At 59.0% G+C, this 23,097-nt stretch carries 28 protein-coding genes; 13 read left to right on the top strand and 15 right to left on the bottom strand.

Annotated features, from left to right (window positions below; genetic code table 11):
• Window position 1: 1 nt before the first annotated feature.
• The gene (locus tag ABIT76_05930; GenBank protein MEO7932680.1) at window positions 2-730 is read right to left on the bottom strand and encodes a carotenoid biosynthesis protein; all 729 of its coding nucleotides are present in this window, start codon (window positions 728-730) and stop codon (window positions 2-4) included.
• Between the two features lie 96 nt (window positions 731-826).
• Here ABIT76_05930 and ABIT76_05925 point away from each other — a divergent pair, with 96 nt between their 5' ends.
• From ABIT76_05925 to rpsI, 3 genes are all read left to right on the top strand, one after another.
• Window positions 827-1,600, top strand: a complete 774-nt coding sequence (locus tag ABIT76_05925) for a ParA family protein (protein MEO7932679.1) — start codon at window positions 827-829, stop codon at window positions 1,598-1,600.
• Window positions 1,601-1,679: 79 nt separating this feature from the next.
• Window positions 1,680-2,111 carry a 50S ribosomal protein L13 gene (rplM, locus tag ABIT76_05920; protein MEO7932678.1) on the top strand — a complete coding sequence of 144 codons (432 nt, stop codon included), beginning with the start codon at window positions 1,680-1,682 and terminating at the stop codon, window positions 2,109-2,111.
• Between the two features lie 4 nt (window positions 2,112-2,115).
• Window positions 2,116-2,511, top strand: coding sequence for a 30S ribosomal protein S9 (gene rpsI / locus ABIT76_05915; protein MEO7932677.1), 396 nt, complete (start codon window positions 2,116-2,118; stop codon window positions 2,509-2,511).
• A 340-nt stretch (window positions 2,512-2,851) separates the two neighbouring features.
• Here rpsI and ABIT76_05910 read toward each other — a convergent pair whose 3' ends face one another.
• Genes ABIT76_05910 through ABIT76_05880 form a run of 7 tightly spaced genes read right to left on the bottom strand, consistent with a single transcriptional unit; the run spans window position 2,852 to window position 8,418 of the window.
• Complete coding sequence (locus ABIT76_05910; protein MEO7932676.1) at window positions 2,852-3,400, bottom strand: hypothetical protein; 549 nt, start codon at window positions 3,398-3,400, stop codon at window positions 2,852-2,854.
• Window positions 3,397-5,088, bottom strand: coding sequence for a dynamin family protein (locus tag ABIT76_05905; GenBank protein MEO7932675.1), 1,692 nt, complete (start codon window positions 5,086-5,088; stop codon window positions 3,397-3,399). The genes ABIT76_05910 and ABIT76_05905 overlap by 4 nt, the downstream gene beginning before the upstream one ends.
• Window positions 5,085-5,999, bottom strand: coding sequence for a polysaccharide deacetylase family protein (locus ABIT76_05900; protein ID MEO7932674.1), 915 nt, complete (start codon window positions 5,997-5,999; stop codon window positions 5,085-5,087). Before ABIT76_05900 ends, ABIT76_05905 begins: the two co-directional genes overlap by 4 nt.
• Window positions 5,996-6,868 (bottom strand): S-methyl-5'-thioadenosine phosphorylase, encoded by an 873-nt coding sequence (gene mtnP / locus ABIT76_05895; protein ID MEO7932673.1) that lies wholly within the window; start codon window positions 6,866-6,868, stop codon window positions 5,996-5,998. Before mtnP ends, ABIT76_05900 begins: the two co-directional genes overlap by 4 nt.
• Entirely contained in the window at window positions 6,865-7,242 is a 378-nt protein-coding gene (locus ABIT76_05890) for a PIN domain-containing protein (GenBank protein MEO7932672.1), read from the bottom strand. The genes mtnP and ABIT76_05890 overlap by 4 nt, the downstream gene beginning before the upstream one ends.
• Entirely contained in the window at window positions 7,239-7,460 is a 222-nt protein-coding gene (locus tag ABIT76_05885; GenBank protein MEO7932671.1) for a type II toxin-antitoxin system VapB family antitoxin, read from the bottom strand. Before ABIT76_05885 ends, ABIT76_05890 begins: the two co-directional genes overlap by 4 nt.
• A gap of 40 nt (window positions 7,461-7,500) precedes the next feature.
• The gene (locus ABIT76_05880; protein MEO7932670.1) at window positions 7,501-8,418 is read right to left on the bottom strand and encodes a LysR family transcriptional regulator; all 918 of its coding nucleotides are present in this window, start codon (window positions 8,416-8,418) and stop codon (window positions 7,501-7,503) included.
• A gap of 9 nt (window positions 8,419-8,427) precedes the next feature.
• On the opposite strand from ABIT76_05880, the gene ABIT76_05875 reads away from it, so the two are divergent.
• Entirely contained in the window at window positions 8,428-9,150 is a 723-nt protein-coding gene (locus ABIT76_05875) for a YggS family pyridoxal phosphate-dependent enzyme (GenBank protein ID MEO7932669.1), read from the top strand.
• On the opposite strand, the gene ABIT76_05870 is transcribed toward ABIT76_05875, so the two are convergent.
• Window positions 9,147-9,767, bottom strand: a complete 621-nt coding sequence (locus ABIT76_05870) for an LON peptidase substrate-binding domain-containing protein (protein ID MEO7932668.1) — start codon at window positions 9,765-9,767, stop codon at window positions 9,147-9,149. The genes ABIT76_05875 and ABIT76_05870 overlap by 4 nt on opposite strands.
• Before the next feature lie 198 nt (window positions 9,768-9,965).
• On the opposite strand from ABIT76_05870, the gene typA reads away from it, so the two are divergent.
• On the top strand, window positions 9,966-11,786 hold the full coding sequence (gene typA, locus ABIT76_05865) for a translational GTPase TypA (protein MEO7932667.1): 1,821 nt from the start codon (window positions 9,966-9,968) through the stop codon (window positions 11,784-11,786).
• On the opposite strand, the gene ABIT76_05860 is transcribed toward typA, so the two are convergent.
• Window positions 11,783-12,154 (bottom strand): response regulator, encoded by a 372-nt coding sequence (locus tag ABIT76_05860; GenBank protein MEO7932666.1) that lies wholly within the window; start codon window positions 12,152-12,154, stop codon window positions 11,783-11,785. The two genes, typA and ABIT76_05860, sit on opposite strands and share 4 nt — an antisense overlap.
• Window positions 12,155-12,299: 145 nt before the next feature.
• On the opposite strand from ABIT76_05860, the gene ABIT76_05855 reads away from it, so the two are divergent.
• From ABIT76_05855 to ABIT76_05840, 4 genes are read left to right on the top strand one after another with little or no spacing between them, the layout of a single operon-like run.
• Complete coding sequence (locus ABIT76_05855; GenBank protein ID MEO7932665.1) at window positions 12,300-13,373, top strand: S1/P1 nuclease; 1,074 nt, start codon at window positions 12,300-12,302, stop codon at window positions 13,371-13,373.
• Window positions 13,374-13,424: 51 nt separating this feature from the next.
• Window positions 13,425-14,069 carry a ThuA domain-containing protein gene (locus ABIT76_05850; protein ID MEO7932664.1) on the top strand — a complete coding sequence of 215 codons (645 nt, stop codon included), beginning with the start codon at window positions 13,425-13,427 and terminating at the stop codon, window positions 14,067-14,069.
• An 8-nt stretch (window positions 14,070-14,077) separates the two neighbouring features.
• Window positions 14,078-15,196, top strand: a complete 1,119-nt coding sequence (locus ABIT76_05845) for a Gfo/Idh/MocA family oxidoreductase (GenBank protein ID MEO7932663.1) — start codon at window positions 14,078-14,080, stop codon at window positions 15,194-15,196.
• Entirely contained in the window at window positions 15,193-15,696 is a 504-nt protein-coding gene (locus ABIT76_05840; protein ID MEO7932662.1) for a hypothetical protein, read from the top strand. Before ABIT76_05845 ends, ABIT76_05840 begins: the two co-directional genes overlap by 4 nt.
• On the opposite strand, the gene queG is transcribed toward ABIT76_05840, so the two are convergent.
• Genes queG through ABIT76_05825 form a run of 3 tightly spaced genes read right to left on the bottom strand, consistent with a single transcriptional unit; the run spans window position 15,683 to window position 17,450 of the window.
• The gene (queG, locus tag ABIT76_05835) at window positions 15,683-16,714 is read right to left on the bottom strand and encodes a tRNA epoxyqueuosine(34) reductase QueG (GenBank protein ID MEO7932661.1); all 1,032 of its coding nucleotides are present in this window, start codon (window positions 16,712-16,714) and stop codon (window positions 15,683-15,685) included. The genes ABIT76_05840 and queG overlap by 14 nt on opposite strands.
• Window positions 16,699-17,232, bottom strand: coding sequence for a shikimate kinase (locus ABIT76_05830; protein MEO7932660.1), 534 nt, complete (start codon window positions 17,230-17,232; stop codon window positions 16,699-16,701). The genes queG and ABIT76_05830 overlap by 16 nt, the downstream gene beginning before the upstream one ends.
• Window positions 17,233-17,243: 11 nt before the next feature.
• Window positions 17,244-17,450 (bottom strand): cold-shock protein, encoded by a 207-nt coding sequence (locus tag ABIT76_05825; GenBank protein MEO7932659.1) that lies wholly within the window; start codon window positions 17,448-17,450, stop codon window positions 17,244-17,246.
• Between the two features lie 75 nt (window positions 17,451-17,525).
• Here ABIT76_05825 and purE point away from each other — a divergent pair, with 75 nt between their 5' ends.
• Together purE and ABIT76_05815 are read left to right on the top strand one after the other, a co-directional pair.
• The gene (gene purE / locus ABIT76_05820; protein MEO7932658.1) at window positions 17,526-18,044 is read left to right on the top strand and encodes a 5-(carboxyamino)imidazole ribonucleotide mutase; all 519 of its coding nucleotides are present in this window, start codon (window positions 17,526-17,528) and stop codon (window positions 18,042-18,044) included.
• A complete protein-coding gene (locus ABIT76_05815) occupies window positions 18,045-18,995 on the top strand; it encodes an L-threonylcarbamoyladenylate synthase (protein ID MEO7932657.1) in 951 nt (316 codons plus the stop codon). It begins immediately after the preceding gene.
• 42 nt (window positions 18,996-19,037) lie between these two features.
• Here the strand turns inward: ABIT76_05815 and ABIT76_05810 are convergent, their stop codons facing one another.
• Entirely contained in the window at window positions 19,038-19,643 is a 606-nt protein-coding gene (locus ABIT76_05810; protein MEO7932656.1) for a hypothetical protein, read from the bottom strand.
• A 158-nt stretch (window positions 19,644-19,801) separates the two neighbouring features.
• On the opposite strand from ABIT76_05810, the gene ABIT76_05805 reads away from it, so the two are divergent.
• Both ABIT76_05805 and ABIT76_05800 read left to right on the top strand, forming a co-directional pair.
• The gene (locus ABIT76_05805) at window positions 19,802-20,581 is read left to right on the top strand and encodes a DUF4190 domain-containing protein (protein MEO7932655.1); all 780 of its coding nucleotides are present in this window, start codon (window positions 19,802-19,804) and stop codon (window positions 20,579-20,581) included.
• 12 nt (window positions 20,582-20,593) lie between these two features.
• Window positions 20,594-21,541, top strand: a complete 948-nt coding sequence (locus ABIT76_05800) for an SGNH/GDSL hydrolase family protein (GenBank protein MEO7932654.1) — start codon at window positions 20,594-20,596, stop codon at window positions 21,539-21,541.
• Here ABIT76_05800 and ABIT76_05795 read toward each other — a convergent pair.
• On the bottom strand, window positions 21,538-22,986 hold the full coding sequence (locus ABIT76_05795) for a UdgX family uracil-DNA binding protein (GenBank protein ID MEO7932653.1): 1,449 nt from the start codon (window positions 22,984-22,986) through the stop codon (window positions 21,538-21,540). The two genes, ABIT76_05800 and ABIT76_05795, sit on opposite strands and share 4 nt — an antisense overlap.
• Between the last annotated feature and the right edge of the window lie 111 nt (window positions 22,987-23,097).

The raw sequence follows: 23,097 nt of genomic DNA, 5'->3' as shown, positions 1-23,097 counted from the left end.
GTTATCGCGGCCAGCGCACAGCCAGCGTGACCCAGAAAACGAGGTTCAGGAGCCCGAGCAAAATCACCGGTTGGATATGACGTCCGACCGGTCGCGACGCCGGAAACGCGAACCACGCCAGCAGCGCGGCGAGGCAAAACCAGCTCGGAAAGTTTTGCAACGGCGGCCAGTTTGGCGTGTTGGCCAGCGGGAAATACCAGAGCCACCAAGCGCGAATTTTCCAGGCGATCCACTCCAGACTCGCATCGGTGGCGACGGCCAGAAGTCCGGTACCGACAGCGATTTGCCAGCGCCGGGCGTGTTCCCAGAAATGCAGGACGGTGTAGCGGGATGCCACCAGAATCACCATCCAGAGTAAGGGAACGGCAAAGGGAACGCCCGCAATTTTCGCGCCCATCTGGCCGGTAAAAATGAATGGGCCAAAAGGAAATCCCGTTTTCGCCCCAAGACCGGCGACCAGCCCAGAGCCGAGTAAGATCGCAATCGCGGCGCGGCGGGCGACCGGGAGGCCTTCGCGGCGGATGAGGTCGATGTAAACAAACGCCGCCGCCAGCACGATCCAGATGGCGTCGGTGGCTCGCAAGAGGGCGATGCAAGTCGATTGGAGACCGGAAGGCGCTCCGTTTTTCGCCTGCGCCGCGCCGATGTCGAACGTCAGCACGACGCCCTCGACCAGTGTCCAGAAAAGGAACGTCCGCCAGAGCCAGCGATGCAGCGTTTCAGTTCTCATCGGACGCGATTTTCCATCCGCGACTCTATACAGAAGCACGCGGGTGGCGAAATAGGTTTGTCGGCGCGCAGGAACTGCGGTTTACTCGCCGACCGCATGAAGATCGTCGCTGTTGCCAATCAAAAAGGCGGTGTTGGAAAAACCACCACCTCCGTCAATCTGGCGGCGTGTCTCGCTCTCATGGGACGCAAAATTCTCCTCGTTGACCTCGACCCACAGGGCAACGCCACCAGCGCCCTCGGCATGAGCGAGACCAAAGACAAGAGCTGCTACGGCCCGCTCCTCGGCGAGTCCAAGCTGACCGACAACGTGGTGGAAACGCGTTACGAAAATCTGTCGCTCGTCCCCGCCGATCTCGATCTGGCTGGCGTGGAAGTCGAAGTCGCCCGGCTCGACGACCACCTCGTTCGCCTGAAAGCCGCGCTCGCTCCGATGCGCAAGAAGTCGCCCTACGATTTCATCCTCCTCGATTGCCCTCCGTCGCTCGGAATTTTGATGACCAACGCACTCGCCGCCGCCGACCTGGTGCTGGTGCCGTTGCAATCGGAATATTTTGCCCTCGAAGGCCTCACCCGCATCATGCAAGTCACCGAGCAACTCAATTCCGTAAACCCCGGCCTGAAGGTCGAGGGGATCGTCATCACGATGTACGACAAGCGGACGAACCTCAATCAGCAGGTCGTCGCCGAAGTTAGAGCGCATTTTCCCGAGGTGCTCTACGACACGATGATCCCCCGCTCCGTCCGACTCGGCGAAGCTCCCAGCTTCGGAAAACCGATCATCGAATACGACCCGAGCAGCCTCGGCGCCTTTGCCTACACCGCCCTCGCCGGGGAATTTATCCGCCGGAATACAAAATCCGCCAAATAACCATGGAATTCCGTTTGACAACCCACGGAGCATTCCCTAATTTCACCGCCCCTTGCAGAAGTCTCGGGAAACCGCATTTATGAGCACATTTTCAGCTAAAGCCAACGAAGTCACCCGCAAATGGTGGATCATCGACGCCAAGGATCAAGTCCTCGGCCGCGTCGCCGAGCGCGCCGCCACCCTGCTTCGTGGCAAACACAAAGCCATCTACACCCCGCACGTGGACACCGGCGATTTCGTCGTCGTGATCAACGCCAAGGAAGTCAAAGTCCTCGGCAAAAAAGAAGTCGCCAAGGAATACATGAGCTTCTCCGGCTTCGTCGGCGGCCATAAATCCGAGACTTTCAAGGCCCGTCAGGCGCGTCATCCCGAGTTGCTCATCGAGCGCGCTGTTCGCGGAATGATTCCCCATAACCGCCTCGGACGTTCCACTTACACGAAACTCAAGGTGTATGCCGGAGCCGAGCATCCGCACGAAGCGCAGAATCCAGCCGCCATCGCCCTCGCCTAATTTTATGTCCACCACACAGGAATACATCGCCACTGGCCGTCGCAAAACCGCCGTCGCCCGCATCCGCCTCATCTCCGGCACCGGAAAAATCGAAGTCAACGGCAAGTCCTTCGAAGACTATTTCCCGACCTTGAACCTGCAAAACACCGTTTTGCACGCTTTCCACACCGCCAAAACGATCAATCAATTTGATCTCCGCGTAAACACCTCCGGCGGCGGCGTCAATGGCCAGGCTGGAGCCATCAAGCTCGCTGTTTCCCGCGCTTTGCTGCAATTTGACCCCGCTCTTCGTGGCACTTTGAAAGAGGAAGGACTCCTCACCCGCGACCCGCGCATGAAGGAACGCAAAAAATCGGGTCAGCCCGGCGCCCGCAAGCGCTTCCAGTTCTCCAAGCGCTAATCCGCCGAGACGATTTCTTTATCGAACAGCCGCAAACGTCAGTTTGCGGCTGTTTTGTTGGGCGGTGAGTCCGCTGAAACTCCCATCGGGGACGTTGAGAGTGAAATGGAAGCTGTTTTCAGCGGAGCGAACGACGTTGCGGGACTAATCGGAGATGTTGCAGCCTTAATTTGAAACGTCGCGGTCTTAATGGGAAATGTTGCAGCGCTAATCTTCAATGTTTTCGCGCTAACTTTCAGTGTTTCCGGGCTGGCAATTGCTGCAAACTGTCTTGAATCAACAACTTGCGCACGGTTCTTGAGCCCTCGCAAATGGCGGGGGATTCGAGTTCCATCGCACCCTATTGCCAAGAAAGAACGTCGTCGGAGTTTTGGAATTGGCCGTGCGCGTTCGGATTACCGAAGATGCCGTCTTTGCCCGCTGACCAGACGATTACGCCTGCATTGATTTCGCGGGGGCCAGCTTTGGCATCGGAGTAGGGATTTGGAATAATTCCGTTGTAGTCCGTGTCGATTTTCACCCAAAACGGAGCTCCATAGGGATCGAGCCATGCGCCTGTTTGTGGATGGATTCCATTGATCCAGCGTCCGCTTTTTTTCCTAGCCTCCTGAACTTCGATGAAGACAACTTTGCGAGGGTTTTGCTCGTGGTCTTCGCCTTTCAAGATGGACATCAGCCGACCATCGGACGGAACGCATTCACGAGAGATTTCAGGGTAATGACCGTATTCCGTGTAGAAGGCTTTGAGTGCGTTTGTGAGTTGTTGGACATCATTATGAGCCGCGGGCTTTGCACAGAACGTGGGCCTATCTTCAACCATCGGGAAAAAAATTCCTAAAATCACCACTGCGGCAAAAACACCGAGAGCGACTTTGCCGACCCAGTTCATAGCAATTTGGATTCGAGTTCCATCGCACTCTGGACGAGGGGCTCGAAACGGGCTTTTTCGGCGTTACAGAAGTCTTCCAATGGGGCAAAGGTCGCGGCGAGATCCTGGTAAAAGAGCGCGATGGCGTGTTTCAGTTGATCGTCGAGGGCGGTGACCAGAGCGTCGCGTTTTTTGGACATTTGCTGGGCGTATTCGCGGAGGATTTGACCGCGTTTGAAGACGGCCACAATGGTTCCGCCCACGGCTCCCACGGCGGCGACGGTGCCGGTGACATCCAATATGGCGACGTGCGTGAGGGCGGCGATGACGGTAGCGACTCCGCCGACGGCCGTGATGGCTCCGGGGACGCGCAGCCAGGCAGCGGTTTCGCCGAAAAGGGATTGGAGTTGGGTTTCAATGCGTCGATCCGACATCTGTTCCAGCAAAGTGAGGTCGAGTTTGCGGACGACCTCGGCGCGTTGATCGAGGAAGAGTCGCGCGGCCTGCAGCCGATCTGCGCTTTCGCCGGTGAAGCCGCGTTGCAGGCTCTCGTGGAGCGATTGCCAGAGGGATTTCAGGTCGCCTTCGATGAGGTCGAGGCCACGTTTGATCTCCCGCTGAACGGCTTCCTGCAAGTCGCTTTCGACCCGTTTCTGGAAATCCTGCTGCCATTCGCCCTTATGCAGCATGAGCTTGAAGGTGCCCATGAGGGTGAGCCGTTCGCGCAAGACTTCCTCGCCTCGAATGCGGCATTTGTCGCAGGCTTGCTCGACGGTTCGCAGGAAGCCGCCGATCTGGCGCAGCGATTGTTCGCGGCGTTGCGCGAGGATGGTTTTCAGCTCGGTGAGGCGAACGAAATCCTGCTCGATAATGGCGAGCGCGTTCTGTGTTTTCTGCTGCAAATCGCGGAGAACGACGCCCGCTGTCCGGCGAATGGACGCGAGTTTCTCCTGACGCAATTCGCCGCCGGCGACGGACTGATTGATGAAGTCTTCCAGTTTTTGAAACTGACTCGAGTTCCATTTCAATGGGTCGCCGGTTTGCCGCGATTCGAGCGCGAGCCTGGCGGAAACGGAGAAAACGGGACACTCGACGCCCAGTTTTTGCAGCGAAGTCTGGCGCAGGTGACTTTCAATCCGCTCCAAGTCCGATGGCGAACGCAGGTCGGCTTGCTGCACGACGAAGGCGACTTTTTTCAGCCATTTCTGCTGGATAAACGCCATGAATTCCCACGCCGACGCGCCCCACGGATTGGTGACGCTGAAGACGAATAAAATCAGGTCGGCCAGCGGGACGAAGCGCTCGGTGATTTCCTGGTGCTCGGCGATGATCGAGTTCGTGCCGGGCGTATCGACGATGTTGAAGTCGCGCAGAAACTCGATGGGCCGGTGCAGCTCGGCGAAGTGGGCGTTGATGTCCACGTCCTCGGCGGTCTCGCCGTGTTTGAAGAGGTAAATGCGGTCGGTCGCGGGCAGGACATCGACGCGGCAAAATTCCTGTCCGAAGAGGGCGTTGAGCAAGGAGGATTTTCCGGCTTTGACCTCACCGGCAACGACGAAAAGAAACGGCTCGCTGAGTTGCTGGCCCAGCGAGGCCACGGTGGCGAGGGTGTCATTTTCCGCCTTGCTGGCGCGGGCGAGATCGGCCAATTCGGCCAGCGCATTTTGCAGGGCGGCGCGGGCTTGCAGGTAGTCCGCCCCGAGTTTCACTGGGCTTTTTTAGAGTGGAGTTTGGGTGTGCTCTCCGGCTCGCCTTCTGGCTTGGTTACCGGCGCTTTGGCGAGCACTCGGGGAGTGGGCGAGGGCTTCGGCTGTTCCATGGCGAGCAGTTCGGAGACGGTGGCAAACTTGTAACCTTTCGCGATCAATTGGTCGAATGTCTCGGGCATCGCCTTCACCGTGCCGCCGTGAATGTCGTGCGCCAGAATGATCGCGCCGTCCGCCGCGCCGCTCAGAATCCGGGAACGAACCACGCTTTCGCCGGGTCGTTTCCAGTCCAGCGGATCGACGGACCAGAGGATGATCTGCGTGCCAAATTCCGCAGGGATCCATTTTTTCTGCGACTGCGTGACGGAGCCGTAAGGCGGGCGCAGCAGGGTCGGTTTCACACCACAGGCGGCAACGATGGCGTCCTGGGTTTTCTGGATTTCGTTGCGCACGGCGGCATCGCTCATTTTGGCGAAAGCCGGATGCGACCACGAGTGGTTGGCGACTTCGTGGCCCTCGGCGACCATGCGTTTCACCAGATCGGGGTATTCCGCTACGTTTTGGCCGACGAGAAAGAAGGTGGCTTTGATGTTCCGCTTCTTGAGTTCGTCGAGGAGAGTCGGGGTGTATTCGCTACTCGGACCGTCGTCAAAAGTCATCGCGAGATACGGCCCCTTAATGTGAACCTCGGCATACGTGTTGGCTTTGCCGGGGGTGAAATTGGCCATGGAAATCTCGGGATCAGGGGAGAGCGGTGCAGCCTCGTTGACGAGGGGTTTTGGAGTGGGCAAAGAAGCCGCCGGAGTGGGAGTCGAATCGAGCTGGCGCGGGGTGGGAAGCGCGTCCTGGGCGCAACCGGTTTGCAGGCCGAGGCCCAAAAGTGAGACGAGTAAGAGAGAAATGCGGACCTTCATTTTTGCTGGAGAAAACGATAGAGGATGGCTTCGAGTTTGCGACTAGTTTCTTCCGGCCACAATGGGCGCGGCGTGACGATGGCCGTGTCCAATGCCGTGTGCTCCGGCCAGTTGGGTTGCAGAGGTATCTGCGGAATGACGCGGGCGAGGACGGATTTGGCGGTCTCGGCATTGGCGAGGAGATGGCCGATGACCATCGTGAGGCTTACTGGTTCCTCGTCCACTTTCCAGCAATCGTAATCGGTGATCATGGCGATGGTGGCGAGGGCGATCTCGGCCTCGCGAGCGAGCTTGGCCTCGGGCAGATTTGTCATGCCGACGACGTCGAAACCGAGCTGCCGGTGAACGTTGGACTCGGCGCGGGTGGAAAATGCCGGGCCGTCCATGTTCACGTAAGTGCCGCCGTTGGTGTGGTCGAGTTCCATTTCATTCAGCGCGGCGGAGAGCAATTTTCGCAATTCACTGGAAGTCGGATCGGCGAAACCCACATGCGCGACGATGCCTTTGCCAAAAAACGTGTGGCCCTCGCGATGCGTCGTGCGGTCGAAATATTGGTCCGGCAAAACGATATGACGCGGCGGAAATTCCTCCTTCAAACTGCCGACGGCCGTCACGCAGATGATCCAGGCGACTCCGAGTGATTTCAGCGCGTAGATGTTGGCGCGGTGATTGATTTCCTGCGGGAGAATGCGGTGGCCCTTGCCGTGGCGCGGGAGAAAATACACCCGGCGACCGGCGAGCATTCCAGTGACAATCGTATCACTCGGCGCTCCAAAGGGCGTTTCGACGGTGATTTCTTCCGATTCGGTGATGCCTTCGATCTGGTAAAGACCGCTCCCGCCGATGATGCCGATGGCTGGTGTGCTCATGATTTTTTGAGTTTCAGGATTTCGTCAAAATGCTGGTCGGCGTGCTCCAGTTCCACTTTGTGAAACAGGGCGCACGCGGCGATGAGCAAGTCGTTGCTGGGGAATGTTCGGCCAGTGGCGCGACCAAGATCGGCCAAGTCGCAGGCGAGTTGCCAGACTTCATCGGTGATCGGCAGTTCCGGGATGACCTGCTCAAACTGCCGCAGCATCGATCTTTCAGCGCCGGGGCCGATTCCCGCCCATAATTCCAATCGCACCGGCGCGCACCAGGCGGCCTGACCGGATTCGACCAAAAATGTCATTCTTTGCCGGATGTTCGCGTCACCTTTTCGGCGCATGGCCTGCACCCAAAAAGTCGTGTCGATCAACTTCACGGGACGTTGTTGTGATCGTCCAAATCATTCAACGCTTCGATTTCGTCATTGGTCATGAGCGACTCAAAAGTCCCAAAATATTTCACCAACTCCGCCATCTTCTTCCGACGGTTAAAATCCTGCACGGCGGTGACGATGGCATCGCGCTTCGTTTTGGCTCCGGTCAGGCGCATGGCATCCGAAAGATCGCTTTCTGGAATATCAATCGTGGTTTTCATGATTCCGATGTAACTCAAATCTGCTTCCGAAACAACCCATTTACCAATTCTGTTTGGTGTGGCGCAGGAGTTCGATGAAGGCCAATTGTGCGGCGGTGAGGGCTTTTTTCTTTTTCTTGAGCAACCCGAGCGGGCGCCACATGTCGGCCCCGACCACTTCCACAGCACTCAACGTACCTGCACGCACTTCGTCTTTCACCGTGACGCGGGGCACAAGCGCGATGCCGCTCTCGATGGCGACGACGCGTTTCACCGTCTCGATATTGTCGAGTTCCATCGCGATCTGGATGCGAATGCCTGCCTTCGCAATCATCTGGTCGATGGCTTTGCGCGTCGGTTGATCGTAGCTGAAGGAAACAAATTTCTCGCCGTCCAAGTCGCGCAAACGGACGCGTTCGCGACTGGCGAAGCGGTGCGACGGCGGGCAGATCAGGACCAGCTTGTCCTTCCAAAACGATTCGACTTCGATGCCTCTCCGCGCCGCTGGAAATGCCACCAGACCGAGATCGACGCGTCCATCGAGCACGGCTTGATAGACCTGCGCCGAGCGCAAAAACTCCAGCCGGATATCCACTTCGCGGTATTTGTTTTTGAATTCCTTCAGATACGGCGGCAGCTCGTGCAGGCCGATGCTGTGTACCGCCGCGATCTGGATGGTGCCCGCGACTTGCGTCTTCAACTCCTCCAGCCGCTGACTGAGCGAGTCGTAAATTTTTAAAATATCGCCTGCCGCCAACAGCATTGCGCGGCCCTCTTCGGTCACGGAGAAATTTTTCTTCCCCCGCTCGATCAGCGTCACTTGGAACTTCTGTTCCAGCGCACGGATTTGCTGGCTGACCGCGCTCTGCGTGATTCCGTGCATTTCCGCCGCACGCGAAAAGCTGGCGGTATCGACCAAATCAAAAAAAATCTGGAAAGTCTCAATTTGCATCGGCGAACTCCGGCAGACTATGATCATTTCTAACCAATGAGCACGTCTTTTTCCAGCATGGCCGACGCGGTTGATTCGATTGAAAGTCGCATCTGTGCCACCGCGCAACGGGCCGGGCGTGAGCGGAGTTCCATCGAACTCATCGCAGTCTCGAAAACGCATCCGCTGCAGGCGATTCGCGAGGCGCGGGACTGTGGATTGCGGCTTTTCGGCGAGAACAAAGTGCAGGAGGCGCGGGCGAAAATCCCCGACGCTCCATCGGATTTACGCTGGCATCTGATCGGTCATTTGCAGAGCAACAAAATCCGGCACGCGCTGCCGCTCTTTGAGCTGATTCACAGCGTTGATTCACTCGAACTCGCCACACAAATCGACCGCATTGCGATGGAACTCGGCTTGTTTCCAAAGGTGCTGCTGGAAGTAAATGTGGCAGGCGAATCGTCGAAATTCGGATTCCAGCCCGATCAGCTTCTGACTCAAATGGAGCCGCTGCTGGCGCTGCCGCGCCTGCAAATCGACGGGCTCATGACCATCGCGCCCTACGCCGAGGAACCGGAAGAATCGCGTCCGTTTTTCCGGCAACTCCGCGAGCTTCGCGACCGGCTTGCAGGTGAAATGGCCATTCCCCTCACGCACTTGAGCATGGGCATGAGCGGCGATTTTGAGGTGGCGATCGAGGAAGGCGCGACTTTGATTCGAGTCGGCACAGCGATTTTCGGCGCACGGAGTTACGCAAAAACACTGCGCCAGGCGGACTAGGTCGCCGTCATTTTTCGCATCGCGGCAAGGACGATTTCCAGACGCGACTCCAAGTCGGATGTCTCCAGAATTTCCTGGCGAATATCCGGCTCCTCGACAAACGCGGCGGCCATCAGATCGCCGACGACTTCCGGGTCCTCGATGCTGTCGAGATATTGATCCATCTTCGGCGGCATCTGGTAGCCGCGCTGGCGCAAGGCCCGGCTTTGCTCGCGGAGTTGGGCGGCCAGGAGGCGAGTCTGAACGCTATCGGTGACGTCGGTGCTGACGCTCTCGATCTCGACGACTCGAAACGGCTCCGACTGCGTTTCTCCGATGATTTGGACGCGGGTGAGACCCTGCAAAATGAGGTCCGACGTTCCCTCCAGACGCTCCACGCAGGCTCGAATGACGCCGATGCCCATGATTTCGGCGAGGTCGGGCACAGGCAGCGCGGGGTCGGCCCATTCAAGGGTTTGCGCGACGCCGAAGATGCGCGGGCCGCCGAGCGACGCCGCCAGCATGGCGCGGTAGCGCGGCTCGAAAATGTGCAGCGGCAGCAGCGAATTGGGAAACAAGACCGCCTGCGGCAGGACGATGATCGGTATCTCATTCGGTATTTCCAAGGGCGTCTCCATGCTCACTAGGGATTACGTTTCTCCCCGGCTGAGCGGTGATATAAATCGAACTCCGATAAAAAAATGACGGCTTTCGGCGCGCATCAGGGCCAAAATCGTGAAATGGCTCGTTGACGCCCCGTGGGTCCGAGTCCATATTCGCGCCCCTTTTCCCACCGGGGAAATCATTCACCCAACCGGGATAAAGCACGCATCATTATGGACCACATTCGCAACATCGCCATCATCGCCCACGTTGACCACGGCAAGACCACGCTCGTCGATCAACTCCTGAAACAATCCGGCACTTTCCGCGCCAACGAGGCCAAAGCCACCGAGGACCGCATCATGGATTCCATGGATCTGGAACGGGAAAAAGGCATCACGATCAAGGCCAAAAACGCCGCATTCCAGTGGCATGAGTATCACGTGAACATCGTGGACACGCCCGGACACGCCGATTTCGGCGGCGAGGTGGAGCGCATTATGAAGATGGTGGACGGCGTGCTTTTGGTCGTCGATTCGCATGACGGTCCGCAGGCGCAGACGAAATTTGTTCTCCGCAAAGCTCTCGAAAACGGCGCGAAACCGATCGTCGTCATCAACAAGATCGACCGCGAAAACGCCCGTCCGCACAAGGTGCTCGACATGGTTTTTGAGCTTTTCATGGAACTCGGCGCCAGCGACTTGCAACTCGATTTCCCGGTCGTTTACGCCAGCGCCAAGGCTGGTTACGCCAAGGACGAGATCGATCAGCCGAGTGAAAACATGGAGCCGCTCTATCGCGCCATCGTTAAGCACATTCCGGCTCCGAAGAAAGCCGATCACAGCTTCTTCCAGATGCTCGTTTCCAACCTCGATTACTCCGATTATCTCGGACGTATTGCTTTTGGCCGCATCATTTCGGGTCGCGTGAAGGTCGGCGACAGCATCGTTTGCATTCATCTCGATGGACGTCGTGAACGCACCAATGTCACTGCACTCTTCGGCCATCAGGGTTTGATGAAAACCGAGATCAAGAACGCCAGCGAAGGCGACATCATTGGTCTTTGCGGCTTCGAAGACGCCTACATCGGCGAGACGCTGACCGATATGGAAGACCGTCCTTCTGTTCCGTTTGTCGATATCGATCCGCCGACGATCAGCATGAAGATTTGCATCAACGACGGCCCGCTGGCTGGTCGCGAGGGCAAATTGCTCACCGCCCGTCAGATTCGCGAACGTCTCATCCGCGAGACGCGCACGAACGTCTCCATTCTGGTGAATGAAACCGAACTCGCCGGTCACTTTGAAATCAAGGCTCGTGGCGAAATGCAGATCGCGATCATCGTCGAGCAAATGCGCCGCGAAGGTTTCGAGCTGCTCGTTTCACGTCCTGAAGTTATTTTCCAACGCGACGAAGAAGGCAAATTGCTCGAGCCGCTCGAAAATCTTTACGTCGATGTTCCGCCGGAAAATCTCGGCACGATTTTGCAATCCCTCGCGAACCGCAAAGCCGAGATCGTCAGCATGGATCACCAGGCGAACAGCGTCGCCGTGCAGGCGGTCGTCCCAACTCGCGGTCTGATCGGCTTCGAGACCGACCTCGTCAATGCGACGAAAGGCCACGGCATCATGTCCCACATTTTCAAGGAATACGCCCCGCACAAAGGCGACATCCCGACTCGTTTCAACGGCGTTCTTATCGCCATGGAAGGTGGCGTCAGCACCGCTTATTCGCTCGAGCCACTTCAGGAGCGCGGACGTTTGTTCATCGCCGCAGCCGTCGAAGTTTATGAAGGCATGATCATTGGCGAAAACGCTCGTCCCGACGATATGCCCTGCAATCCGTGCAAGGCCAAGAAGCTCAGCAACATGCGCTCCACCGGCGACGGCAAAGGCATCTCGCTCTCGCCTCCGCTGACCATGACTTTGGAGCGTTCGCTGGAATACATCGCGCCCGACGAATACGTCGAGGTGACTCCGATCAGCCTGCGACTCCGCAAAAAGATTCTCAACGCCAACGCCCGCAAGCGTTCGCAGCCGATGGTCGCCGTCTAAACGGCGTTCGCTGCCAAACCGAGGTCGTCGAGGGCGACGCGCAGTTGATCCACCGTCGCGGGTTTGGCCAGAAAGCCGCTCGCGCCGGAACGCTGCACGAAAGGGTGCGCGGAATCGTAATTGCCGCTGAAAAAAATCACCTTCGGCGTCGGCGTTCGCGTCATGAGAATGTGACACGCCGTCAGCCCGTTGAGGCGTGGCATCTGGATATCCATAATGACCACATCGGGCATCAGTTTGTCGTAAGCGGCAATGACATCGAGGCCGCCCGTGGTCACAGTGCCGACGGTTTCGTGATCGCAACTCGCCACCATTTTGGCGAGAACTTGGGCGACGTTTCGTTGGTCTTCGGCAATGAGGATTCGCATGAGGGTTTGGCCTCATTTGCAGCCTAACTCGTGCCACCGATGCGGCGGAGTTAGATAATTATGGAGCCCGACTCACGCCCGGCGCTTTGCGGGGTTCACTATTTTCCGGCTGGCCAACGCGTCGCATTCGTCTGAGGTTGGGCAGATGAAGCTTCCCCTCGCCGCCCTCTGCATTGCGCTGCAACTCCTCCACCTCAACACCGTGCTGGCTTATTCCGAGGCTGGCCACCGCGTCGTCGGAGCCGTGGCGGATCAGTTGATCGCCGGCAAACCCACGGGCGATGCCGTGAAAAAACTCCTCGGCTCCGTCACTCTCGAACGTGCCTCGACCCTGCCCGATGAATTGCGCGGAGAGGATCGCGCGAAGGGCACTTTCACGCTCCCGGAAAATCCTGCGCTGCAGTCCGAGTTGCTCGCTTTTCGCACCGCCAATCCGCCGAGCTACGACGACCTCAACCGCATTCCGCCGTCGCATCACTGGTTTCATTACACCGACGTTCCCATCCAATCCGCGAGTTATTCCGCCACGAAACGCGGCACTTCGCAATGGGACATCGTTCACATGATTACCTTCTGCGCCCGCGTTTTGGAGGGAAAGGAAAAGCCTGATAATTCGCTGAAAATCACCCCGGCGGTCGCGCTGGTTTTGCTCACGCATTACGTCGGCGACATTCATCAACCGCTCCATGTCGGCGCGATTTACCTCAACAAAAACGGCGACAGACTCGACCCTAACTCCGACCCTGCCGCCCTTGAGGATCGCGGCGGCAACGACATTAACTTCGGCGGCACCAGCCTGCACGCGTATTGGGATTACGACGCCGTCGAATCCTGCCTCACTTATCGCCGCCGGACGCTGGGAAAATTGACCGAGCAATATCAGCCACGCGACTTCGCGATGGAACTCGCAAAAAAGGAACCCATCAACTGGAAGCCCGCCGCCGGTTCCTCTCCCGAAACCTGGGCCGAAGCTTGGGCGAACGACGTTCTGCCGCTCGCATTGGAAGCGCACAACCGGCTTAAATTTCTCCCGCAGGAGGAGTTTGCGAAGAACCGCGACGGCACCTCCGTCCTGCATTGGACCGCCATCGAGGCGCCGCACATCGGCTCGGACAGTTACAGCATCTGGGCGTCGAAAACCGTGGAAAAGGAACTCCCCAAAGCCGGTTGGCGGTTGGCCGCGATGCTCGATGCGACCCTCGGCGCTCCAGCGAAATAGAATCGCTTTGCTTTCGCAGGGCGCTTGGTTAGTTTCGCAAAAAATTCCATTATGAAACGCGCCTTGTTTGTTGCCGGTGGCTGGGAGGGACATCAACCCGTCCAGTGCGCCGAGATTTTTGCCCCGCTGCTGGAACTGGCCGGTTTCGAGGTGGAAATCAGCCTCACGCTCGACTGCTATCTCGACACGAAAAAAATGCAGTCGCTCGACCTCATCGTTCCCATCTGGACCATGGGCAGCATCACCTCCGAGCAGCTCAAGGGCCTGCTCACCGCCATCGAGCGCGGCACCGGACTGGCCGGCTGGCACGGTGGCATGGCCGACTCGTTTCGCACCGCGACGGAATACCAGTTCATGGTCGGCGGCCAGTGGGTAGCGCATCCGGGAAACATCATCGACTACCTCGTGGAAATCACCGAGCCCGAGGATCCGATCATGGCAGGGATTGAGGATTTTGAGATGCACAGCGAGCAATATTACATGCACGTCGATCCATCGAACGAGGTGCTGGCCACGACCACTTTCGAGAGCCCGCTCTACCCGCACATCAGCGGCACCGTCATGCCCGTCGTCTGGAAGCGGCAATGGGGAAATGGGAACGTCTTCTACTCCTCGCTCGGCCACGTGGCGGATGATTTTGGCGTCACCGAGGCGCGCGAAATCATGCTTCGCGGAATGCTCTGGGCCGCGCGCTAACTAACATCATGTTCGCATCCCCCACTCCCATCGGGATCATCGGCTGTGGCAACATCAGCGGCGCGTATGCGAAGGCGTGCGCCACATTTCACGACCTCCGCCTCGTGGCCGTCGCAGATATCGATCTCACTCGCGCGCAAGCCAGGGCGGCCGAATTTCAGATTCCCAAGGCTCTCAGCGTGGAGGAAATCCTCGCCGACCCGGAGATCGAGATCATTGTTAACCTCACCATTCCCGCGGCTCACGCGGCAGTCGCGACCCGCATTCTGGAGTCGGGCAAATCGGCTTACAACGAGAAGCCGCTCGGCGTTTCGCTGGAAGACGGCCAAAGGTTAGTCGCGCTCGCCCGCGAGAAAGGACTGCGACTCGGATGCGCGCCCGACACATTTCTCGGAGCGGGTTTGCAAACCTGCCGGAAACTCATCGACGACGGAGCCATCGGACGTCCGCTAGCCGCCACGGCATTCATGCTCAGCGCCGGTCCGGAACGCTGGCACCCGGACCCGGAATTTTTCTATCAAATCGGTGGCGGCCCAATGTTCGACATGGGGCCGTACTATCTCACTGCGCTCGTCACGATGTTAGGACCCGTCGCCCGCGTGGCTGGACTAACATCGCAATCTTACTCCGAGCGCACCGTTGGCAAAGGCCCGAAAAAGGATCAAAAAATCCCGGTGCACATCCCCACGCATGTCGCGGGAAATTTGCAGTTCGCCTCCGGCGTCATCGCCACGATGGTCACCAGTTTCGACGTGCAGTCGCACCAGCTTCCGTGGATCGAAATCTACGGCAGCGAAGGCACCCTCGCCGTGCCCGATCCTAACATGTTTGGCGATCCAGTGAAGCTGCGGCGCGCGGGTGAAACGGAATTCCAAGTCATCCCGCACACACACGGTTACGCGGAAAACAGCCGTGGAATTGGCGTCGCCGACATGGCCGTGGCCACAAGTTTAGGACGTCCCCACCGCGCCAGCGGCGAGCTGGCTTTGCATGTGCTGGAACTGATGCACGCCTTCCATCTTTCCTCGGATTCCGGGCGCTATTACGAGTTGCAGTCCACTGTGGAGCGGCCTGCGGCATTGCCATTGAACCTGATTCCCGGTGAAATAGAACCCGTTTCCCAATGAAAATATTCCTCGTCCTTCTAGCCATGATCGGCCTTGCCTCCGCGCAGACGCCCAGCCCATCGCCCGAGACCTTGCCGCGCCAAGGATTCTGGCGTGCGGTGCTGCCGGGTGGCGTTTTCCGGGTCCGGCTGGATCGCATTCAGTCTGTTAGTACTCACGAATACACCATCGAGCCGCTCACACGCGTGACCGAACTCACCATCGACACCGGCGGCGCGGTCGTCACGCGTTTCTATTACCTGGAAATACTAACACCGCAGACTCCGATGGGTCTCGGCCAGTCTGCGGTGGATCTGGTGAAGGAGAAAGCTGAGGAGGCGGCTAACACAGTCAGCGGCGACGCCGGCATCTGGAAAAAGGTGACGAAGATTTATCCCTCCACGACTCACGCGCACACGGTCGAGTATCGCGTGGAATCGAAAGACGACATCCGCAAGCTCATGTCCAGCGCCGAGAAGGCCTGGAGCACGAACCACGGCGAGGAAATCAAACTCGACTAACCTCCCGCGCTTCGATCTCGGCGATGGCCCACTGCGCGTGCTCGGCGATGAGCGGCTCGGGGTCGTGGCTAACATTCCGCAGCGTGGGCAAATCGTCGGGCGTTCCGATGTTTCCGAGAGCGACGCAGACGTTGCGGAGAAAGCCGCGCCGCTTGATGCGCTTGATCGGCGAACCGCGAAAGCGCGCGCGAAATTCGTCGTCGTTCCAAGTGAGATAATCGCGTAACTCGACTGTGCCCGTCGCCTCGGTCGCTTGAAACGTGATATCATTGGAAGTCGCCGCAAACCGATTCCACGGGCAGGCGGTGAGGCAATCGTCGCAGCCGTAAACGCGATCACCGATGGCGCGCCGAAACTCCAGCGGAATGGAGCCTTTGTTCTCGATAGTTAGATAGGAAACGCAGCGCCGAGCGTCGAGCTGTTGCGGCGCGATGATCGCATTCGTCGGGCACGCCGTCATGCAGCGCGTGCAGGACCCGCAATGGCCGGTCGCCGGCACATCCGGCTCAAACTCCAATGTGGTGAGGATCACGCTCAGGAAAAACCACGTGCCCAGTTCGCGGTTGAGTATCATCGTGCTTTTGCCATGCCAGCCGATACCGGCGCGGGCGGCGAAATCGCGCTCCAATACCGGCCCGGTATCGGTGTAACTCCGCTGGCGTCCGCCCTGCGAGGTTAGGAAATCGTTAAGCGAGGCGAGGCGAGGCTCGATGGTGTCGTGGTAATCTTTTCCCCATGCGTAACGGGCGATTTTTCCACGGGCACGAGTGGATTCGTTTCCTTGGAAATAGTTCGTCGCCAGCACGATGATCGATCTCACACCCGGAAGGACTAGTTCCAAGTCACCGCGTTTGTCCGCACCTCGTACTAACCAATCCATCGTGGCGTGTTTTCCCTCGGCCAGCCAGCGGCGGAAGTCTGCCGCGTGCGGCGCGGCCTCGGCGGTGGTCACGCGACAAAGATCAAACCCGACTCTGCGCGCACGCGCGGTGAGTTCGTTTTTCAGTTCGGCTTGCATGACCATCCGGCGGCCTCGAGAACCGTGCTCACCGCCTGTCCGCGACTCACCTTGCCCGTGTCGATCTCGAGCTGCGCCACCTCGCGATACCACGGCTCACGCAAGACCAATAAATCATGCAGCGTCCCGCGCGGATCGGGCGTTTGCAGGAGCGGGCGGCGGTTGTTGCGTGAGACGCGCTCGAAGATCACCTCCTCCGACGCTCGCAGCCAGACGACGAGTCCGATCTGCGGCAGGAGTCGGCGGTTTTCCTCGCGCACCACCATTCCGCCGCCGGTGGAAATGATGCAGCCGCTCTGGCCGAGATGGCTGCGGAGGACTTCGGTTTCAATCTCGCGAAAGACGTTTTCCCCGCGCCCGGCGAAGATGGCGGAGATCGGCTCGCCCGCTTTCTTTTCAATCGCGGCGTCCGTATCGACGAGCAGACAGCCGGTTTTGCGCGCGAGAATGCGGGCCAGGGAACTTTTTCCCGTTCCCATGAAACCGACGAGAAGAATGTTGCGCGCTGGGGCCGGCATGGCCCGAGAACTTACGTCTTGCGGGTCACATTGCGAGCTTTTGCGCCCTTGTCGTCGCGAAAAATCTCGTAATCCACGTGCTCCCCTTCCATGAGAGTTTTGAAGCCCTCCGTCCGGATTTCACTGAAATGGACAAAGATGTCCTCGGCGAACTCGGGGTTCGTGATAAACCCAAAGCCTTTTTTCTCATTAAACCACTTCACAGTTCCTGTCGGCATAACATCTACATCCTGGTTGCGAACGCTCCATCTGGAGGGTTCTTTGCAACATTTACGCTCTTTACAACCGGGCAGATGCGCACCTTGAATGGAAAGATGCCAGCCAATCGTAAAACCGTTGCCGTCGTCATGGGATCGAAGTCCGACTGGGAAACGCTCCGTCACGCCGTCGAACAACTCCGCGCCTTCGACATCGACGTCCACACCCAGGTCGTCTCGGCGCATCGCACGCCGGATTTGCTGGCAGAGTTTGCGAAAAATGCCGCCCAAAAAGGCATCGCAGCCATCATCGCCGGAGCGGGCGGCGCCGCGCATTTACCGGGCATGATCGCCGCGCACACCACCGTGCCTGTGCTCGGCGTGCCGGTCGAGAGCGCCGTTTTGCGAGGAGTCGATTCGCTCCTTTCCATCGTGCAAATGCCCGCCGGCATCCCGGTGGCGACATTCGCGATTGGCAAGGCGGGCGCGATCAATGCCGCGCTTTTCGCCGTCGCCCTGCTCGCTGGCAACGACCCGGAACTGGCCGCGCGCCTGCAAGATTTCCGCAAAAACCAGACGGACACCGTGCTCGCGCAGGAACTTCCCCATTTGTAAATGCAAACGACCGTGCTCGATGCGGCGGACGCCAGGGCCATCGCGCAGGCCGTGGCGGTTTTGCGAAGCGGCGAAGTCGTCGCGCTGCCGACCGAGACGGTTTATGGGCTCGCCGGTGACGCCCTGAATCCGCTCGCTGTCGCCCGCATTTTCGAGGCGAAGAACCGCCCGCACTTCGATCCGCTCATCGTCCATGTCGCCGACTTCGCGATGCTGGAAACCGTCGCCATCGCCGATGATCCGCTCGTCGCCCGGCTCGCGGAAAAATACTGGCCCGGCCCGCTCACGATCCTCCTGCCGAAGCGCGCCATCATCTCCGATCTGGTCACGGCGGGCAGTCCGTTCGTCGCCGTGCGAATGCCCGCGCATCCGGTTTTTCGAGCCGTGTTGCAGTCGTATGGAAGTCCTATCGCCGCGCCGAGTGCGAATCCATTTGGGCAGATCAGCCCGACGGAGGCGCGTCATGTTCTCGACGGTTTGGGCGGTCGCATTCCACTCCTACTCGACTCTGGAAACTGCCAGCACGGGCTGGAGTCCACCATCGTTTATCCGGAAAACGGCACGCTGCACATCCTGCGCGACGGCCCGATTCCAATGGAAGAACTCGCCGCCTTCGGACCGATCCAGCATCAAAGAAACGCCGCCGCTCCGGGCCAGATCGCCTCGCATTACGCCCCGCGCAAACCGCTCATCCTCGTCGATTCCGCCGCCGATGTGCAGGACGCGACCGGAAACGGCTTCCTCGGTTTTCAGTCGAGTTCCATCGGATTCAGCGCCAGTGAAGTCCTCTCCCCAAGCGGCAATCTGGTGGAAGCCGCCGCTAATCTTTTCGCCGCGCTGCACCGGCTCGACGCGGCTCCCATCCAGACGATCTACGCCGAAATAATCCCCGAACTCGGCCTCGGACGTGCCATCATGGACCGCCTAAAAAGAGCGTCCGCCAAACGCTAATTCCCCGGGAGCGCACGCGAGACGCGTGCGCTCCCGGAGACATTACGGCACGCGAAACGCCTTGCCGCTATACGGGTCCTTCGCCAGCGAGCCGGGGGGCAATCCCGTGACATCGATGAAACCCGCTCCGGGGCTAAACGGACTCGTCACATAACCCTTCTTCCCAGGCACCGGCGAGGCAAAGGGCGGCGGTTCGTTCGATTCCGCAGGCGTCGGCTTGGGAGTCGCCTCGGTGACCGGCTTCGGCGTGGGAGAGGCTTTCACTTTCGGAGTCGGCTTTGGCGAAGGCTTCGGAGTCGGGGAAACATGCGGCGCCGTCTCGTGTTTCACCACCGGACCCGAGGCTGCCGCCGAACTGCGAAATGGCTTCAACCGCACATTGCCAGCGGGCGCATCCGACCGACGCTCCAGATTTCTTTCCGCCACCGGCGTCGGCTTCGGCCCGAGATACACCGTGTCGGAATCAATCGAGCGGCGCTGCGGCTGCGACGGCCCATTTGAGTTCAACCCGTATCTGGCATCGCTGTCGTCCTCGTGCTTCGGCGAGAGACGGGTCACGGTGTTATTCCAGGAATCCGCCAACGGCGTTTCACAAGCCGAAAACGCCAGTGCGACCGCGAGAAAGAAGGGAGCCCGAATGAATTGCATGGCCCTGAGATAACGGAAAGTTCCTGAAAAATCCAGTGGCCTTCCTTGGGCTGCCGACATTTTCCAGAGCATGTCTCGATTGAGTTGGCCGACGCTCGGAGAAATCGATAGAGCTAGCTTTGTTTCCCGAGAACTCCGGGCAACTACCTCTCCCATTTATGAACATCCATGTCGCCAAAGACGGGCAGCAATTCGGCCCGTATCCACTCGCCGAGCTCGAACAACTCGTGAGATCCGGCACGTTTCGCGTCACGGATTTGTGCTGGCACGAGGGCATTGCCGACTGGCAGCCGATCAGCTCGCTGGTCACGTTTGCCACGGGGAACGTGCCGCCGCCGATGCCTGTGTCTGTGCCGCCGCCCGTTCTCCCGGCGACACCGGCGGTCAACTCCAGACTCGCCGTCTGGAGCCTGGTCCTGGGCATTCTTGCCTTTATCTTCCTTATCCCTTTTTTGCCTGCGATCATCTGCGGTCACCTGGCTTTGGGCCGCATCAAGCGTTCCGATGGCGCACTCACCGGCCGAGGCATGGCGATTGCCGGCTTGGTGATGGGTTACTTCTTTGTGGCGATATTCATGTTGGGCATCATGGCTGGCATTGCTTTCCCGGTCATTTCCAAGGTGCAGGAAAATGCCAGGCTCACTCAGGATCTGGGTAATGCCAAACACATTGGACTGGCCTGCAAGCTGTGGGCTCAAGATCACAACGGCCATTTCCCTCCTAACTTGGAAGTGTTGGTCCCGGAATATCTGCCCAACCATTCCGTGCTCACCTCCGCCTTCGCGACGGATAAATCCGAGGTCAGCTATGAATACACTCCCGGCCTCACCGAAAGCAGTCCGGGAGATACCGTCCTCTTGCGCGACAAATACACGCGGAGCCACAAGGAAATCATCGTCCGAGTGGACATGAGTGGCGCCGTGCGGCGGATTCAGTAGATTTCCCATGTCATGATTCGCATCCTCCTCGTCCTTTTCCTCGCCTTTCTGGGCAACGCTCCCGCGCTCACGCCAGCAGTCGCGCAACTGCCAATGAACGTCAAACGGGTCGTCTTCCTCGGCGACAGCATCACCTACGCGGGCCAATACACCGCTTTTGTGGAGGCTTACTACGTCACACGGCATCCGGGGCAGAGGATTGAATTCATCAATGTCGGACTGCCGAGCGAGACCGTTTCAGGATTGTCGGAGCCGGGGCACGCGGGCGGTGCCTTTCCCCGGCCAGACCTCCATGAGCGCCTCGCCCGTGTCCTCGCCGCCACCCAGCCCGACCTCGTCTTCGTCTGCTACGGCATGAACGATGGCATCAATCTGCCCTTCGATGAAAAGCGTTTCGACGCGTTCAAGAAAGGCATTCACGATGTTCACAACGCCGTGCTCGCCGTCCATGCCCAGGTCATTCATCTCACTCCGCCTTACTACGACGCTCGGAAAAAGAACAACCCCGCGTATGCAGACACCCTCGACCGCTACTCGCAATGGCTCCTCGATCAGCGCGCCCAGCAATGGAAGGTGGCGGATATTCATGGCCCGATGACCGCCTTCATCGAGGAGAAACGGAAAACGGAACCCACCTTCGCCTACGCCACCGACGGCGTTCATCCCAATGATCTCGGGCACTGGATCATGGCCAAACAAATCCTGCTTTTTCTCGGAGCCAAAGACTTGGAGAAGGCCGAAGACGTCTCCCAAATGCTGGCCGACAACCCCAATGGGCTGCCCATTCTCGCCCTTGTGCGTCAGCGCGAAGACATGCTCAAGGACGCATGGCTGACCTCCACCAAACACCTGCGCCCCGGCATGCAGACCGGCCTGCCCATGGAGGAAGCCCTTAAAAAATCCGCCGAGATACAGATGCAACTCGACGCGCTGTTGAAAAAGCCGGTGCCCGCCACCTAGCCCAGCGCCTCCACCACCATCCGTAGATCACTCACAAACAGCACGTAGTTTTGTTTCCGCATCTCTTCATCGGGGGCGCGGAGGAGGGCGCTGGGGTGGAAGGTGACCATGGTTTTGGAAGTCCACTGCGACTCCAGCCATTGGCCGCGGTCGCGGGTGAGTTTGATTTGATTGCCGAGGAGGCTTTGCGCGGCGGTGGCGCCTAGGCAGACGAGGAGTTCGGGTTGGATGATCTGCAATTCGCGCTCGACCCAAGGGCGGCAGGCGGCGATTTCCTTGGAAGTCGGCTTCTGGTGGATGCGCCGTTTGCCGCGCGGCTCCCATTTGAAATGTTTCACCGCGTTGGTGACGTAGGCCAGCGAGCGATCCAGCCCGATCTCGGCGAGGGCGCGGTCGAAGAGGGCTCCGGCGGGTCCGACGAAGGGACGGCCAGAGCGGTCTTCCTGATCGCCGGGTTGTTCGCCGACGAAAACGACGCGCGCTTTGGTTTTTCCCAAGGTGGGCCCTTCGCCAAAAACGGTCTGCGTGGCATTGCGATAAAGCGGGCAGGCCTGACATCCCCTCGCCGCCTCGCGGATGACCTCGATGTCGTGCGAATCGGGCAGCTGAATCGGATCAAACTCGACTGGAATTTCCTTCGCGGCACTGGCGGCGTTCATCTTCGCCACGCGTCGCGGAGCCTCGGCCAGCAACTCGGGAATGAGCGCCGCCTCGGGAAGATTTTTCCAATATTTCTTCGCCATCTCACTTTGCATCATCGTTTCCTTCACCCGCGCCGGATTGAAAATATGGGCGTAATACGTCAGCCAAAGCGGCTCGACCGTGTCGTCCGTCGGAGCCTGATCCTTCGTCACGCCATCGGTAAACGTGAGCCGGATTCCATCCCAATGCGCGCAACGATCCGGCGTGAGGATCGACCATTTCATCGAGGCGAAACGATCCACGAAAAACTTCGCATTGCGCTCGACGATGTGATGCTCCGGCTCGAACCACGCGACGAACCACGCGACGAACCACGCGACGAACCACGAGTCGGCTCCGTCGCGTTTGATCTCCCGAAACCGGACGAACGCCCGCATTTTGTGGACATCGTGCCGGATGCTTTTCTCCATCGCGAGCAACTCGTAAACGTCCGCATCGACGAGGATTTTCAGCAAATTCGGCTCCCCATGCGTCAGCCGCCAGAGCACGCGATAGAGCAGCGCCCAGCGTTGCGCCGACCGATGACACGCCACCGTCTGCGCCAGATCGAGAAACGCCTTCGGCACGCGAAACGCCGTCGCTGTGGGCGGAGTTGCATCCGATTCATCGAAGATCGCCAGCTCCGGCTCCCCGCTCCCCCATTCCGCCCAGACGATTTCCTCCGGCGGCCACCCCGAAGCGAGCGCTGATCGCGCCAATTTCTGCCAACTGGCAAAATTCGGCAGAACAGTGAGCTGGTGCATCAGAAATGATAGCATCAGTCCGCTCGAATCGCCGCTTGCGGGGCCTACTAACTCGAGTGAGTCACCACGAAAACGTGTTCCAGCCTCGGCTGAAATTTCTGTCGTTTACCC

The organism is Chthoniobacterales bacterium (assembly GCA_039930045.1).
Taxonomy (GTDB): domain Bacteria; phylum Verrucomicrobiota; class Verrucomicrobiia; order Chthoniobacterales; family DASVRZ01; genus DASVRZ01.
The sequence above is the reverse complement of the archived record's forward strand: the minus strand, read 5'-3'. Positions and strand labels throughout refer to the sequence as shown.

Excerpts from the sequence above, each read along its gene's own strand:
- ABIT76_05930 (MEO7932680.1), bottom strand. The coding sequence starts at position 730 with ATGAGAACTGAAACGCTGCATCGCTGGCTCTGGCGGACGTTCCTTTTC.
- ABIT76_05925 (MEO7932679.1), top strand. The coding sequence starts at position 827 with ATGAAGATCGTCGCTGTTGCCAATCAAAAAGGCGGTGTTGGAAAAACC.
- rplM (MEO7932678.1), top strand. The coding sequence starts at position 1,680 with ATGAGCACATTTTCAGCTAAAGCCAACGAAGTCACCCGCAAATGGTGG.
- rpsI (MEO7932677.1), top strand. The coding sequence starts at position 2,116 with ATGTCCACCACACAGGAATACATCGCCACTGGCCGTCGCAAAACCGCC.
- ABIT76_05910 (MEO7932676.1), bottom strand. The coding sequence starts at position 3,400 with ATGAACTGGGTCGGCAAAGTCGCTCTCGGTGTTTTTGCCGCAGTGGTG.
- ABIT76_05900 (MEO7932674.1), bottom strand. The coding sequence starts at position 5,999 with ATGAAGGTCCGCATTTCTCTCTTACTCGTCTCACTTTTGGGCCTCGGC.
- mtnP (MEO7932673.1), bottom strand. The coding sequence starts at position 6,868 with ATGAGCACACCAGCCATCGGCATCATCGGCGGGAGCGGTCTTTACCAG.
- ABIT76_05885 (MEO7932671.1), bottom strand. The coding sequence starts at position 7,460 with ATGAAAACCACGATTGATATTCCAGAAAGCGATCTTTCGGATGCCATG.
- ABIT76_05880 (MEO7932670.1), bottom strand. The coding sequence starts at position 8,418 with ATGATCATAGTCTGCCGGAGTTCGCCGATGCAAATTGAGACTTTCCAG.
- ABIT76_05875 (MEO7932669.1), top strand. The coding sequence starts at position 8,428 with ATGAGCACGTCTTTTTCCAGCATGGCCGACGCGGTTGATTCGATTGAA.
- ABIT76_05870 (MEO7932668.1), bottom strand. The coding sequence starts at position 9,767 with ATGGAGACGCCCTTGGAAATACCGAATGAGATACCGATCATCGTCCTG.
- typA (MEO7932667.1), top strand. The coding sequence starts at position 9,966 with ATGGACCACATTCGCAACATCGCCATCATCGCCCACGTTGACCACGGC.
- ABIT76_05860 (MEO7932666.1), bottom strand. The coding sequence starts at position 12,154 with ATGCGAATCCTCATTGCCGAAGACCAACGAAACGTCGCCCAAGTTCTC.
- ABIT76_05855 (MEO7932665.1), top strand. The coding sequence starts at position 12,300 with ATGAAGCTTCCCCTCGCCGCCCTCTGCATTGCGCTGCAACTCCTCCAC.
- ABIT76_05850 (MEO7932664.1), top strand. The coding sequence starts at position 13,425 with ATGAAACGCGCCTTGTTTGTTGCCGGTGGCTGGGAGGGACATCAACCC.
- ABIT76_05845 (MEO7932663.1), top strand. The coding sequence starts at position 14,078 with ATGTTCGCATCCCCCACTCCCATCGGGATCATCGGCTGTGGCAACATC.
- ABIT76_05840 (MEO7932662.1), top strand. The coding sequence starts at position 15,193 with ATGAAAATATTCCTCGTCCTTCTAGCCATGATCGGCCTTGCCTCCGCG.
- queG (MEO7932661.1), bottom strand. The coding sequence starts at position 16,714 with ATGCAAGCCGAACTGAAAAACGAACTCACCGCGCGTGCGCGCAGAGTC.
- ABIT76_05830 (MEO7932660.1), bottom strand. The coding sequence starts at position 17,232 with ATGCCGGCCCCAGCGCGCAACATTCTTCTCGTCGGTTTCATGGGAACG.
- ABIT76_05825 (MEO7932659.1), bottom strand. The coding sequence starts at position 17,450 with ATGCCGACAGGAACTGTGAAGTGGTTTAATGAGAAAAAAGGCTTTGGG.
- purE (MEO7932658.1), top strand. The coding sequence starts at position 17,526 with ATGCGCACCTTGAATGGAAAGATGCCAGCCAATCGTAAAACCGTTGCC.
- ABIT76_05815 (MEO7932657.1), top strand. The coding sequence starts at position 18,045 with ATGCAAACGACCGTGCTCGATGCGGCGGACGCCAGGGCCATCGCGCAG.
- ABIT76_05810 (MEO7932656.1), bottom strand. The coding sequence starts at position 19,643 with ATGCAATTCATTCGGGCTCCCTTCTTTCTCGCGGTCGCACTGGCGTTT.
- ABIT76_05805 (MEO7932655.1), top strand. The coding sequence starts at position 19,802 with ATGAACATCCATGTCGCCAAAGACGGGCAGCAATTCGGCCCGTATCCA.
- ABIT76_05800 (MEO7932654.1), top strand. The coding sequence starts at position 20,594 with ATGATTCGCATCCTCCTCGTCCTTTTCCTCGCCTTTCTGGGCAACGCT.
- ABIT76_05795 (MEO7932653.1), bottom strand. The coding sequence starts at position 22,986 with ATGCACCAGCTCACTGTTCTGCCGAATTTTGCCAGTTGGCAGAAATTG.